The organism is Sphingobacterium shayense (assembly GCF_013179575.1).
Taxonomy (GTDB): Bacteria; Bacteroidota; Bacteroidia; order Sphingobacteriales; family Sphingobacteriaceae; genus Sphingobacterium; species Sphingobacterium shayense.
In genome coordinates this window covers 26,476-40,660 of sequence record NZ_JABMCQ010000017.1, presented here as the reverse complement: position 1 = coordinate 40,660, position 14,185 = coordinate 26,476, and the positions used below count along the sequence as shown (strand labels likewise).

At 38.6% G+C, this 14,185-nt stretch carries 12 protein-coding genes and 1 pseudogene; 11 read left to right on the top strand and 2 right to left on the bottom strand.

Translation table 11 applies throughout. The features are described from left to right. The 7 genes and pseudogenes from HP439_RS04000 to HP439_RS03970 all read left to right on the top strand — a co-directional run. Nucleotides 1-763: pseudogene (locus tag HP439_RS04000) on the top strand (nitrite reductase (NAD(P)H)); the annotation flags it as partial. Between the two features lie 28 nt (nt 764-791). Continuing rightward, nucleotides 792-1,136, top strand: a complete 345-nt coding sequence (nirD, locus tag HP439_RS03995; protein WP_172389056.1) for a nitrite reductase small subunit NirD — start codon at nt 792-794, stop codon at nt 1,134-1,136. Nucleotides 1,137-1,599: 463 nt separating this feature from the next. After that, nucleotides 1,600-2,661, top strand: coding sequence for a fatty acid desaturase family protein (locus tag HP439_RS03990; protein WP_172389055.1), 1,062 nt, complete (start codon nt 1,600-1,602; stop codon nt 2,659-2,661). Between the two features lie 327 nt (nt 2,662-2,988). Next, on the top strand, nt 2,989-4,125 hold the full coding sequence (locus HP439_RS03985) for a DEAD/DEAH box helicase (protein ID WP_172389054.1): 1,137 nt from the start codon (nt 2,989-2,991) through the stop codon (nt 4,123-4,125). 48 nt (nt 4,126-4,173) lie between these two features. Next, complete coding sequence (locus HP439_RS03980; protein WP_086948922.1) at nt 4,174-4,365, top strand: cold-shock protein; 192 nt, start codon at nt 4,174-4,176, stop codon at nt 4,363-4,365. 430 nt (nt 4,366-4,795) lie between these two features. Continuing rightward, on the top strand, nt 4,796-7,057 hold the full coding sequence (locus HP439_RS03975; protein ID WP_172389053.1) for a bifunctional alpha,alpha-trehalose-phosphate synthase (UDP-forming)/trehalose-phosphatase: 2,262 nt from the start codon (nt 4,796-4,798) through the stop codon (nt 7,055-7,057). Continuing rightward, on the top strand, nt 7,038-8,849 hold the full coding sequence (locus tag HP439_RS03970) for a glycoside hydrolase family 15 protein (RefSeq protein ID WP_246229211.1): 1,812 nt from the start codon (nt 7,038-7,040) through the stop codon (nt 8,847-8,849). The genes HP439_RS03975 and HP439_RS03970 overlap by 20 nt, the downstream gene beginning before the upstream one ends. Before the next feature lie 118 nt (nt 8,850-8,967). On the opposite strand, the gene HP439_RS03965 is transcribed toward HP439_RS03970, so the two are convergent. Together HP439_RS03965 and HP439_RS03960 are read right to left on the bottom strand one after the other, a co-directional pair. Then, nucleotides 8,968-9,147, bottom strand: a complete 180-nt coding sequence (locus HP439_RS03965) for a hypothetical protein (protein ID WP_172389052.1) — start codon at nt 9,145-9,147, stop codon at nt 8,968-8,970. 151 nt (nt 9,148-9,298) lie between these two features. Next, nucleotides 9,299-9,541: a hypothetical protein gene (locus tag HP439_RS03960; RefSeq protein WP_172389051.1), complete on the bottom strand. Its 243-nt coding sequence runs from the start codon at nt 9,539-9,541 to the stop codon at nt 9,299-9,301. Nucleotides 9,542-9,902: 361 nt separating this feature from the next. Here HP439_RS03960 and HP439_RS03955 point away from each other — a divergent pair, with 361 nt between their 5' ends. From HP439_RS03955 to HP439_RS03940, 4 genes are all read left to right on the top strand, one after another. Further along, the gene (locus HP439_RS03955; RefSeq protein ID WP_172389050.1) at nt 9,903-11,561 is read left to right on the top strand and encodes a M1 family metallopeptidase; all 1,659 of its coding nucleotides are present in this window, start codon (nt 9,903-9,905) and stop codon (nt 11,559-11,561) included. Between the two features lie 150 nt (nt 11,562-11,711). Beyond that, complete coding sequence (locus HP439_RS03950) at nt 11,712-12,734, top strand: rod shape-determining protein (protein WP_086948916.1); 1,023 nt, start codon at nt 11,712-11,714, stop codon at nt 12,732-12,734. A gap of 79 nt (nt 12,735-12,813) precedes the next feature. Next, the gene (mreC, locus tag HP439_RS03945; RefSeq protein ID WP_172389049.1) at nt 12,814-13,650 is read left to right on the top strand and encodes a rod shape-determining protein MreC; all 837 of its coding nucleotides are present in this window, start codon (nt 12,814-12,816) and stop codon (nt 13,648-13,650) included. After that, complete coding sequence (locus HP439_RS03940) at nt 13,643-14,170, top strand: rod shape-determining protein MreD (RefSeq protein ID WP_172389048.1); 528 nt, start codon at nt 13,643-13,645, stop codon at nt 14,168-14,170. Before mreC ends, HP439_RS03940 begins: the two co-directional genes overlap by 8 nt. The last annotated feature ends 15 nt before the right edge of the window (nt 14,171-14,185 follow it).

Here is a 14,185-nt window from a genome sequence, read left to right as displayed (position 1 = left end):
AGCAAAAAAATTCGGTCTTTATACAAAAATTACCGGAGGGCAACGGATTGACCTATTCGGAGCTCACCTTAATGATCTACCTCAGATCTGGGAAGAACTAATAGCTGCGGGATTCGAAAGCGGGCATGCCTACGGAAAATCCTTACGCACCGTTAAAAGTTGCGTGGGAAGCACTTGGTGTCGTTTCGGTCTGCACGACAGCGTATCCTTCGCCATTCAAATTGAGGAACGATATAGAGGCCTAAGGTCGCCACATAAATTAAAATCAGCCGTAAGTGGATGTATTCGCGAATGCGCAGAGGCTCAAAGCAAAGATTTCGGTATAATTGCCACCGAAAAAGGGTGGAATCTATACGTCTGTGGAAATGGTGGCAGCAAACCACAGCATGCACTTTTGCTCGCAAGCGATATCGATAGCGAAACCTGCATTAAATACATCGACCGATTCCTAATGTTTTATATCAAAACAGCCGACCCCCTCACACGCACTGCAACATGGCTAAATAAGATGGAGGGCGGAATAGATTACCTACGAAATGTCGTGGTAAAAGATAGTTTGAAAATTGCCACAGAATGGGAGGCCGAAATGCAATATCTGGTCAACACTTATCAGTGCGAATGGAAAACCGCAGTAAACGACCCTGAGCTCCGAAAACGTTTCGTACATTTTGTGAATGCCCCAGAGGAAAAAGATCTTAGTGTGCAATTCCGCGAACTCCGAGGGCAAAAAATAGCAGCCGATTGGAATATGACAAATGTTTAATTATCAACCTCCTTATTTAAAAATCCCGATGAAACAAGAAATTGAAAAACAGTGGTTATCCGCGTGCCGCGTTGAAGATGCTATCGAAAATGGCGGCATTTGTCTAAAGCTGAATGAACAACAGATTGCGCTATTTTATTTCGCCCGTCGAAATCAATGGTTTGCAACACAAAACGAATGCCCGCATAAAAGACAAATGATCTTAAGTCGAGGAATGTTAGGTTCTTTAGGAGACACACCTAAAGTTGCTTGTCCCTTCCACAAGAAAACGTTTGCCTTGGATACCGGCGAGTGCTTATCTGGAGACGAATGTAAAATCGCAACCTACCCGGTAAAAATAGAAAATGGGCAAGTATATATTGCGGTTTCATGAGTTACCCACCCGCAGCATTGCTGACGGGTGGAACTTACCCATAGACCAGCTTAGCTTACCTGATCGTAACGCTTTATACTTTTGTTTGATCTCCGACTGGAACCAAAAAACACAAGCGACACAATTCCATTCTCCTATGAAAACTGCTAAATACTATTGTGCCATAACAACTCGACCCCCTTTTGCTACTCGGAAAGAATCTACCTAGTTTAAAAAATGTTTATTACACTAACCTTTAAATCCAAGAATCGTGTAAATCCAAGAATCGTGCTAAATGCGTTAAATTTCTGTTAATTAACTTTTAATCAAACAAACAAAATGTTAAATATTATTAAATAAAATACAAAGTCGATATAAATCCAACTGCTTTGCATATATTTGATAACAATATTATAATTATACATATGCCTTGTTCGATTAGACGATTAAAAACCCTCGAATTTAAACAAGGGTGCAAGACAACATGAAATCAACCATTAAATTCAATAATGTAAACACATTATTCTCGCGAGCCCTCAAAGGCAAGATAAATAGCTATTTCCAGCAAAAGAACAAAAAGAAAACTGGAGATCGTACGATCGCTTTAAAAGCCGGTATCTTATTCGGTTCATTTGCGCTTATCTATATCATTCTCGTATTTCTACAGCCACACTGGCTTATATCCATTTTACTTTGTTTAATTTTAGGATTCAACCTTTCGGCGATTGGATTTAACGTAATGCATGATGCAGGCCATAACACGTTTTCTTCCGACAAAAACACAAATACCATCCTCTCTTATAGTTTAAACCTTCTTGGGGGAAATATTTACTTTTGGAAGTTAAAACATAACATAGCACATCATACTTTCACAAATATCGAAGGTGAAGATTTCGACATCGAAGTTAAATTTATGCGATTACATGAAAGTCAACAAAGAAAAGAATACCATCGCTTTCAGGGCTATTACTTTCCTTTATTATACGGAATATCATACTTAGCATGGATCTTTTACCAGGATTATGAAAAATTCTTCAGGCAAAGACTTGGAAAGACATCTGAACAATTCCATTTTCCATTACGAGAAAAAGTTATATTCTGGACTAGTAAAATATTACATTTATTTTTATTTGTTATCATACCAATATATTTCTTAGGATGGTTACCTGTGTTAGTAGGCTTACTTATTGCTGGAATCGTTTGTGGCTTCTCATTAGCAACTGTCTTTCAGTTAGCTCATATAGTGACAGAAACTGAATTTAAAGCAGACGAATCGCGTCATGTTGAAAACGAGTGGATGATTCATCAATTAACCTCAACGGCGAACTTCGCAACCTCAAACAAGACACTTACATGGTTATTAGGTGGTTTAAATTTTCAAGTCGAGCATCATCTTTTTCCAAAAATCAGCCATGTCCACTACCCTGCGCTTAATAAAATTGTCAAACAAACCTGTCAGGAGTTTAACATTCCATACATCGAATTTAAATCGTTCGGGCATGCCTTTCAATCTCATTTTCAGGTAATTCAATTAATGAGCAAGTAATAAGTTACTTTAATTTTTTTAGATTAATTTTAAAATAAATAGATTGATTACAAATAATTTAAAGTACCTTTGCTGGGAACAAGGCTCTGCCTCTGCATTTTCTGATAAAAGTTGGTTCGCCTTTTCTTTCTCAGTATTCGCTTTTTCAGCTGCCCGTTTAGTTTTTTATATGAATAATTTCATACAATTGGGCACAAGCGACCTCAAAATAAATGTCGTAGAATTTCAACACTTTTTTCAAAGAAGCAGTATTGATACACCTATCTCTACGTCGGCTTTAGCATCTCTAATTTTTGCGAACTAGATGCACCACTTTTAACAATCCACATGACATTTGAAGATCTAAAAATTATAAAACCTATCCTAAAGGCCGTTCAGGAAATAGGATATAACACTCCCTCTCCAATACAACAACAAGCAATTCCTATCGTCTTATCAGGAAATGATCTTATTGGCTGTGCACAAACAGGGACAGGGAAAACAGCAGCGTTTGCAATCCCTGCATTACAAACAATCAGCTTAAGTAAGCAAACTGACAATAAAGCTCCACGAGTACTGGTCTTAACGCCAACCCGGGAGCTTGCTGGACAAATAAGTGAGAACTTTACGTTATTTAGCAAACACCTCTCTATTCGTCAATCATTAATATATGGTGGCGTGTCTGCCGTAAATCAAGTAGCAACCCTTAAAAAAGGAGTTGATGTCATCATTGCTACTCCTGGCAGATTGTTAGATCTCGCTAGACAGAACCAAGTTTCTTTAAAAAATATCGAAATTTTAGTCCTTGACGAAGCTGATACTATGCTTGACATGGGCTTTATAAATGATATAAAGAAAATACTGGCATTTTTACCTACAAATAGACAAACTTTATTTTTTTCGGCAACAATGCCCGCTTCAATTCGGAAGTTTGCAACGTCTATTTTAAAGCAACCGAAAGAAGTAAATGTCAATCCTGTTTCTTCTACCGCAGTATCCATCGACCAATCTGTGTATATGGTGGAAAAAAGTGACAAAGCAGCGTTTTTAGTAAAAATACTTAGAACTCGTAACTCTGAACAATCTTTGGTTTTTACAAGGACGAAATACGGCGCTGACCGATTAGTAAAAGTGTTAAAAAAACACGGATTCTCTGCTCTCGCTATTCACGGGAATAAATCACAAAATGCCAGACAGAAAGCATTAAATGATTTTCGTAATGGTAACATCCAAATTCTTGTAGCGACAGATATTGCAGCACGCGGAATTGATATTGAAGAACTTCCACATGTAGTCAATTATGAGCTGCCTGAAGTTTCAGAAACATATGTTCACCGTATAGGCCGTACAGGAAGAGCGGGGAAAACAGGTTTTGCTGTATCTTTATGTAGTAGCGAAGAACGAAAAAGCCTAGACAGTATTCAAAAACTTATTGGCAATAAAATCAAGGTAGCGCGCTTAAATCAAACTAGAAATAGCGCCTAACTAAAGCACATTATAATATTATTTTTTTTATTTTTAATTTACAATACCATGCAAGAAGGAAAAGTTAAATTTTTCAACCCTACAAAAGGATTCGGATTCATCACTCCAGCAGACGGAGGTCAGGATATTTTTGTTCACACATCAGGTTTAATCGACGAAATCTATGAGAACGATAACGTATCTTTTGAAGTAGAGAATGGCAAAAAAGGACTTAACGCTGTTAAAGTGAAAGTTATTTAGTCAATTCTTATCCAGGGAATAGGTGCATGTCTCCTATTCCTTGGATACTTTTTATCACCTCCGTGCCTCCCCGGCATAAAACAACTCAGTTACCGACACTTTTACTATTTATTTTCTTCAATTGATCGCTTTTCTATTAAATAACGAGTGGTTAATATATTTCGTCCACTTTAAAAAGTGGTACTATTCCTGATACCTTTGACCGAGATATCTACAACTATATTTTAGGGAGTTCATAAAAAATGCCGCTCTAAACCTCAAAAGACAAGGCGAACTCTTTTATTCAATAAAATATAGATTTGGATATAATATTTTAGAAATATCAACCTCAATTTTTTGAAACCTTTCACGGAGTTCCCTGTTTAATAGATACCTGCCTCATCAAAGGCTTCAAGTCTTCTTATACCTTTACTTGTATTATTTTACGAATATGCGTGAAAAAAGAACAATAATTATTTCTAATAGATTACCGATCAGAATTGAACGACGCGACCAAAAACTACACTTTCTACCTAGCGAAGGCGGACTTGCTACGGGGCTAGGTTCGGTTTATAAGCAAAAAGATAATATTTGGATTGGCTGGCCGGGATTTACCCCAGACTCGCAGGAAGAAGAAGATATTATTCGTGAGAAACTTGCTGAAGAAAATTTAGTACCTATCTTCCTGAGCGACGAAGAAATTCAAGGCTATTATGAAGGTTTCTCCAACGAAGTACTCTGGCCTGTATTTCATTATCGACTATCCTATGCTGTCTACAATATCGATAACTGGCACAGTTATCAGCAGGTGAATCAGAAATTCGCATCGAGGTTAGAAGAACAGAATATTAGTGAACGAGATGAAATTTGGATCCATGATTACCAACTAATGCTTCTTCCCAACTTGGTGCGTAAGAATCACGAACAAATTGCAATAGGGTATTTTCAGCATATACCTTTTCCTCCAGATGAAGTATTTAGGGGTATCCCTTGGAGAGATGAGTTGCTTCGAGGGTTGCTTGGCGCCGATTTGATTGCCTTTCACACGTATAACGATACACAACATTTTTTAAACTCTTGCACACACATTCTTGGAGAATCTATTAACAACAACTCCCTGGATATTAACGGGCGCAACGTATCCGTTGAGGCTTATCCTATGGGGATTGACTTTCAAAAATTTGACAGCTTAGCAAATTCTCCAGAAATACGCATACGGGCCAAAGAAATCCGAGACTACTACAAAGATAAAACTCTGATTTTGTCCATAGACCGTCTTGATTACAGTAAAGGAATCATTGAACGTTTAAAGGCATATGAAAGCTTATTGATGTCTTACCCACAATTCCAAGAACAAGTTATTTTGTATATGCTCGTGGTCCCGTCCCGGGATACGGTCGCTCAATACAAACTCCTTCGTGACGAAATCGACCGTATGGTGGGACATATAAACGCCGTATACGGTAGTAATGAATGGATTCCTATCGCATATTTTTACAACTCCTTCCCGGTAGAGGAGCTATCCGCGCTTTATGTCTCGGCAGACATTTGCTTGGTAACGTCGACGCGGGATGGCATGAATCTAGTCTGTAAAGAATACGTTGCCAGTAAAGTTGAAACCAACGGTGTTTTGGTTTTGAGTGAATTAGCTGGAGCAGCAAAATACTTACTAGAGGCAATCCAGGTAAACCCCAACTCAATTGAACAGATTCGCGATGGACTAAAGCAGGCAATTGAAATGTCCGACGAGGAGAAACGAGATCGTATGGATGAGAATATCGAGATCGTAAAAAAATTCAACATTCGTCATTGGGTTAAAATATTTTTCACTCGTCTACGCGAGACCAAAATCCAACAGAAACATGAAATGGACCGTCGAGTCCGTCCCGTGGTCAGGAATGCAATGTTAGCCAGATACAGGGAGTCAAAACGCAGACTTTTCTTTTTGGATTACGATGGCACCTTAGTTGGTTTCGAAAAAGACGCACATCGAGCGAACCCTACCGAGATTTTATACAACATTTTAATACGTTTACAACATGACCCTGCCAATCAAATTGTGATTATAAGTGGTCGGAAACAAGCGACGCTCCAAAACTGGTTTAACAATATGGGACTCTTCCTCGTGGCTGAACATGGTGCTTGGACCAATTATCCCAATTTTAAATGGACGTCCAAAACCAATTTATCCACGCAATGGAAAATACCTGTTAAACGAATTATGGACAAATATGCGAATCGTACCGCCGGTGCTAGCGTAGAAGAGAAGTCATACTCTCTGGCGTGGCACTATAGAAAGGCACAAGCAGGGTTAGGTTTGCAACGCGCACAAGAATTGTACGGAAGTCTTCAGTATCTTCTTAAACAACATGGTCTACAGATACTTTTCGGAGATAAAGTTATAGAAGTAAAAAGCAGCGCGTTAAACAAGGGTACTGCAGCAATGGAAATAGTTACTCCATTCAAACCAGATTTCATTTTTGTCATAGGCGATGATGCAACAGACGAAGACATGTTTGTCGCACTTCCCGAATATACAATTAGCGTCAAAGTAGGAAATAAAAAAACGGACGCACAGTTTTACGTAGAAACCCAAAAAGACGCTATCGCACTCATTGAATTCTTCGCATCAAATGGTCAAGATGAGAAAGCAACAAATGTTACATTTTTAGAACAATTAAAAAACCAGGAAAATGATGTACAATCAGAATAGACATACCTACGAGAGTGGCATAATTGGTAATTGCGCATATATTGCCCATGTCGAAAAATCAACGAATATAAGCTGGTTATGTTGGCCCACATTCGAGGATTCTTTTGTCTTTGGAGGAATGCTCGATAAAGAGTCTGGTGGAGAATTCTCGATTAAACCCGAGTCCGGAATAAAAGAAAGTAAACAGTACTACGTAGAGAATACCAATATACTTTCCACGGTGATCGATAGTGATGACGGGCGGTATAAAGTTACGGACTATGCTCCTCGATTTGAACAATACGAACGATATTTCAAACCCCTAGTATTAATTCGTAAAATTGAACGCGTTTCTGGACATCCGAAAATCCTGGTAACTTGCAATCCTGTTTTAAATTATGGCAAGGGGCAATTTGAGAAATTTAGAGGAAGTAATCACATCCAATACGAATATGCAGACGTAAAAATGCGACTAACCACCAACATGCCTATTAGTCACATCTTTGACGATACTTCCTACGTAATTGGGAAACCAATTTATCTTATTTTAACTTACGGGAGTCCTTTTGAAGTCCCGATAGAAAGAACCGCAGAAGATTTCTTTAAACGAACTAAAAATTATTGGCAAGTATGGGTAAAACATGCTTCAATACCGTCATTTTATCAAAAAGAAGTAATACGTTCGGCACTTGCGCTAAAGCTCCATCAATATGAAGATACCGGAGCAATAATTGCAGCCAGTACGACGAGCTTACCCGAGTTTCCAGGTTCCGGTCGAAACTGGGACTATCGCTACTGTTGGTTACGCGATAGTTATTATGTTCTAACAGCGTTGAGTCATATTGGCCATTTTGAAGAAATGGAAAAATATGCCGCTTATATAGCAAATATTACCCAAACCGATCGCGGACGTCTTCAGCCTCTTTACGGCATCATGGGGCAGCACGATCTCACTGAAGAAACCGTAGACCATCTCAATGGTTATTTAGGAAATAAACCTATACGTATCGGAAATCAAGCATATGAACATATTCAAAATGATGTATATGGACAAGCAATGATAGCTTTATTACCCCTATTTACAGATCATCGATTTAGACATCAAAATCATTCGTTTACTGAACAGTGGACAACATTTATCTTAAATAAAATTGAATCGACAATTGATGAACACGATGCTGGTATTTGGGAGTTTAGAAACTTAGAAAATCGGCACTGTTATTCGAATTTATTCCAGTGGGCCGGAGCCACTGCTGCACTCAAGATCGCGAAACAATATGATTTTCCAGAGCTGCATAGCCGAGCGACACTACTACGGGAAAAGGCTAAAACATATATTGAAGATTGTTACGATTCCAAGCGAGGAGCCTATACAAATGCTGCAGGCGGAAGTAATTTAGACGCCTCTACTTTGCAATTAATAATGATGAACTATCTGGACCCAATGAGCGAAAAAGCTAAAAACCATCTTTGTGAACTGGAAAAAGAGTTAAAGGGAGAAAATGGACTATTTTACCGCTATCTTCATCGAGATGACTTTGGCAAGCCAAAGGCGACGTTTTTGGTCTGTGCATTTTGGTATGTCGAAGCATTGGCCTGTGTTGGAAGGCTTGATGAAGCACAGGAAGTTTTTAAAAAACTACTTTCCTACGGAAACCATCTCATGTTATTCAGCGAAGATGTTAACGACCAAGATGGAAGCCAATGGGGAAATTTCCCCCAAGCATATAGTCATGTCGGCCTGGTCAATGCCGCGTATAGAATTGCAACCAAACTCGATAGTCCTGCATTTTTTGAAAGTCTATACGAATAATCCATCAAACGATGACACCACAGGTCACAAATACAAAAGCCGAAATAACAATACTTCGGCTTTTGTATTTGACTATTTTTGCCTGAACAAAAAAGATATTTGTAAGTTCCAATTAGACTTATCGGATAAACAAAAAGTAGACGAGCAATAGAATCGCAATTGCTATAATCATTGTCCAAGGAATAGTTCTACCGGCAGGCTCGTCATTGGGCTCATTTTTAGCCGTCTGAGGGATTTCTGTACGGGGTGTGTTATCTCTATTCGCATCTTCACTATATTTATCGTTTTGCTCTTCCATAACATTAAAATTTTAGTTGACTACGTTTAATATATATTTGAAACACCGATTGTTCAAGCCGGCAGTTCCCCTATCTTATTGAAAAAACAGATCAAACATGCAATTGTTTGGCAATACGAGCTTTAACGGAAACTTACTTAACAAAACTATCCTATTCGGGAATTTCAGATAATGAATCCTGATCAACTAATGAGTCCTGCGCTAAAGAATCTTGGTTGAGTGTATCGGTAGTCCCGTATAAAGACTTTTCCGATGAATTCAAATTATAGCGCGATTGATCCATCTCATTTACCGGTCCGGGATTATCTGTGGTCTCGCTTTCTTGCCGTCCATTTCCACAGGAAGACAGCGTTAAGAGCATACCTAGCAAAAAAATAAAATTCAATACTTTCATGTTGTCTCGATTTTAGGTATATAGATATTTAATATACCGATTAATTCTGTTTAATGTCTTTTCTTTAGAACACCCAAACCGACTAAAATGTTTAGATGCTTGAAAATACAGCCCAAATTAACACCGCAAAAACCGCAAAATAAATTTATTGTAAACAAATAAGCAAAACCGTAACACTCTTCCCTAACAGTCTAACTATGCGCAATATATACTGATGATTTAATTTTCCAACACTCGTTTTTATAGCCATTTTTTAACCAATCGTAATCCATATTAAACGAATTTCCATATATATAGCTGTTTTTATCAAATCGCTATTTATATTTGGGACCTATTTTGACTTATATACCCAACAATATTGATGAAAAAAGCAACAGGACTTCTCTTTCTAATTTTATGTGCACTTACATACCAAGGAAATGCACAATTAATGAAAGCGCGTGAATTGTTTACCCAAGCAGACACTCTTCGAGGAACACTTACCCCTTTTCGTACATGTTACGATATTCAGTATTACCATTTAGACATAAAAGTAGACATCGAAAATAAATCGATCTCGGGAAGCAACCTTTTTAAGTTCATTGCGACTGATGATTTTGAAGAATTGCAGTTTGACCTTTTTGACAATCTCTCGGTCGATCACGTAACGTATAATGGAAAAGACATTCCGTTCACTCGTTCCTATAACGCGGTTTTCATTGAGTTTCCAAATACAATTGAAAAAGGAAAGGTTGACTCCTTTTTAGTTCATTATTCAGGTTCGCCTATCGCCGCCACCCGTGCACCTTGGGACGGAGGTTTCGATTGGAAAAAAGATAGCAATGGAAAGCCTTGGGTTGCTACGGCATGTCAGGGATTAGGAGCTAGTGTTTGGTGGCCCAATAAAGATCATCAATCCGACGAAGTAGATAGCATGCTGATCTCCGTCTCCGTGCCAAATGGTGTCATGAATGTATCGAATGGTCGACTAGTTAAAACAGAAAAAGACGGAAAAGACCATACAAAATATCATTGGAAGGTAACCAACCCGATCAACAATTACAATGTCGCGCTAAATATTGGCGATTACCATCATGCCCAAGACATTTACCAGGGAGAAAATGGTCCACTTTCTTTTGATTATTACGTCTTAAAGGAAAACAAAGACAAATTACCGCACCTGAAAAAAAATGCGATTCAAACACTTCAAGCATTTGAACACTGGTTTGGACCCTATCCTTTCTATAAGGATGGCTATAAACTTGTCGAAACAGCCCACTTAGGCATGGAACATCAAAGCGCTGTTGCCTATGGAAATAAATACCAAAACGGATATCTCGGACGTGACAATTCTGGAACTGGGCTTGGGCTTAAATGGGACTTCATTGTTGTCCATGAATCAGGTCATGAGTGGTTCGGAAACAATATTACCTCAAAAGATTTAGCTGATATGTGGATACATGAGAGTTTCACCAATTATTCTGAAGCGCTTTTTATTGATTACCATTTCGGAAAACATGCCAGTCAGGCGTACGTACATGGAAATCGGAAGGGTATCTTAAATGATTCAGCAATTCAAGGGCCCTACGGTGTAAATAAAGAAGGTTCTGGCGACATGTACGTTAAAGGGGGTGTTTTATTAAACATGATTCGTACAATCATCGAAAACGACGAAAAATGGCGTAGCATACTACGGGGATTGAATAAAACGTTTTATCATCAAACGGTTAACTACAATGACATCGTTAACTACATTAACGAACAGAGTGGCGTTGATCTGACAAAAGTATTTGCACAATATCTGCAACATAAAAGTATCCCCACTCTTGAGATCAGATTGAACGAAAAAAAGGAGCTCATTGCTCGGTGGATAAGTGAGGTGAACGAGTTTAATATGCCCGTCCACCTAGGAATAAAAGGAAATAAATTACAGCGATATCAAGTTGGGTCTACCTTCCAACCTATTGGATTAAAAATTGACAATATTGAAAATCTGGAAATCGACACATTTAATTACTATATCGGAGTTCTAAAACAATAAAACCTTATATTTACTGTTAGCAAGTAGCGCTAAATTCAATCAATTAATGATTTACGATGTGCGTCATTTTTTCCTATAGAACAGGTGGAGAAAACCATTTTTTTTAATTAGGTTTGCATTAAAATTTGAAATCAAGACAACACGAACTCAATGGGGTTATTTAACTGGTTTACGCAAGAGGTTGCAATCGATTTGGGGACTGCTAACACCCTAATCATACACAATGACAAAGTAGTAGTGGACGAGCCCTCTATTGTCGCATTCGATCGTACTACAAACAAGGTAATTGCTATAGGACGACAAGCGATGCAAATGGAGGGTAAGACGCATGACAATATTAAAACTGTAAGGCCGTTACGTGATGGAGTAATTGCCGACTTTACCGCGGCAGAGCACCTTATTCGTGGGATGGTCAAATTGGTGAACAATGGAAAATCTTGGTTCTTCCCTTCATTACGCATGGTAGTTTGTATTCCATCGGGAATTACTGAAGTTGAGAAACGCGCAGTCCGCGATTCAGCTGAAATTGCCGGAGCGAAAGAAGTCTATCTTATCCATGAACCAATGGCTGCCGCTGTTGGAATAGGAATTGATGTCGAAGAACCTGTTGGAAATATGATCATCGACATCGGTGGGGGGACTACTGAAATCGCTGTTATCGCTCTATCAGGTATTGTTTGCGATCAATCCATTAGAGTTGCTGGTGATAATTTTGATTCCGACATTGTTCAGTACATTCGTCGTCAACACAATATAATGATTGGAGAACGTACCGCTGAAAAAATTAAAATTGAGGTCGGCGCCGCATTACCAGAGCTTTCAGATCCCCCAGCAGACTTTGCTGTCCAAGGGCGAGACTTGATGACAGGTATCCCGAAGCAAATTACAGTTTCGTACACCGAGATCGCACACTGTTTAGATAAATCTATATCAAAAATAGAGGAAGCTATCCTAAAAGCGTTAGAGATTACTCCGCCTGAACTTTCGGCAGATATTTATCAAACGGGAATCTATCTTACCGGCGGTGGAGCTTTGCTTCGAGGATTGGATCGGAGAATCCAAGCAAAAACAAAATTGCCCGTTCACGTAGCCGAAGATCCTCTTCGTGCAGTAGTAAGAGGAACGGGAATCGCGTTAAAAAATATAGGAAGATTCAAATTTTTAATGCAATAAAAATTAATACTTAATCACTTATACGCGATATAGAAAGTTTTACTAATCTATATCGCGTATTTGTTAGCAGCGAAAACGAATGAAAAACCTTTGGCTATTTCTGGTAAGATATAATGCTATTTTCTGGTTCATTCTATTTTTTGCGTTCTCGATCGTATTGGTTGTTCGTAACAACAACTTTCAGCGAGCGTCTTTCATCAATTCATCCAACGTTGTAGTAGGGAGCTTTTATCAACGAGTGAACTCTTGGAAAGGTTACCTCGCTCTAGATGAAGCGAATAAAAAACTCGCTGATGAAAACGTACTTTTACGTCAGCAGATCCAGAATATTTTACAAGCAGACACTACGGCTGACTCTGTATATTTAGCAGATTCGATTCAACAAGGTCGTTATGAGTTTATCGTAGCTCAAGTTGCAAACAATAGCGTCCATCAGAAAAGCAACTATCTAACCCTTGATAAAGGAACCATCGACGGTATTGAAAAAGGAATGGGTGTTATCACCTCTAACGGAGTTGTCGGGATCGTCCTTCAAACATCGGCACATTTCAGCTCCGTACAATCACTTCTTCATCCAGATACTCGAATTTCGGTAACCTTAGATAGTTCCGAGGTATTCGGATCACTTGTTTGGGGAAACAATATCGACCCACGGTACGGTACAGTACGAGACGTACCGAATCATGTTGAAGTAAAAAAAGGAGAAAAGGTGTACACCTCAGGATATTCCCTATTCCCTGAAGGAATACAAGTAGGAGTAATTGAAGAGACAGGTCTTACCTCGGGTGAGAGTTTTCTTGATTTAAAGATTAAACTATCAACGAACTTCAGTAACCTCAGCCATGTGTATATTGTACGAGACTTAATGCTCGAAGAAAAATCAACTTTAGAAGCAACAAGTGAAAATCATGAGTAAGGTACTAATCTCAAATATCGCCCGATTTATTGTGCTAATGCTATTGCAGATTGCGCTTTTCAAAAATATCGGATATTACAATGTTGTGGCCGCGTTTCCTTACATATTATTCATCCTATTACTGCCAATTGGTCTTCCGAACCTGTTGTTGTTTTTTTTAGCTTTTTTAACAGGCTTGACAGTTGACGCGTTTTACGATTCTATCGGGGTACACGCCGCCGCATGTACCGCGCTCGCATTATTCCGAATATTCTTTCACAAAATAACATTAGAAGTCGAAATCAAAGACTCCTTCAATACGCCTTCGATCGGAGAAATGGGAACAAAATGGTTTCTTTCATATATCTTTTTTGGAAGTTTGCTCCACCACTTTTGTCTTTTTATGGTAGAGACATTTTCTTTTTCTAATTTTCTACATACACTAGCAAGCACAATATTAAGTAGTATATTTACAGTATGTGTTCTTCTCTTGATCGGTTTATTGACTTATAAGAGGAAATCACGGATCAGCAGTTTTTAAAAGGGATAGGTTGGG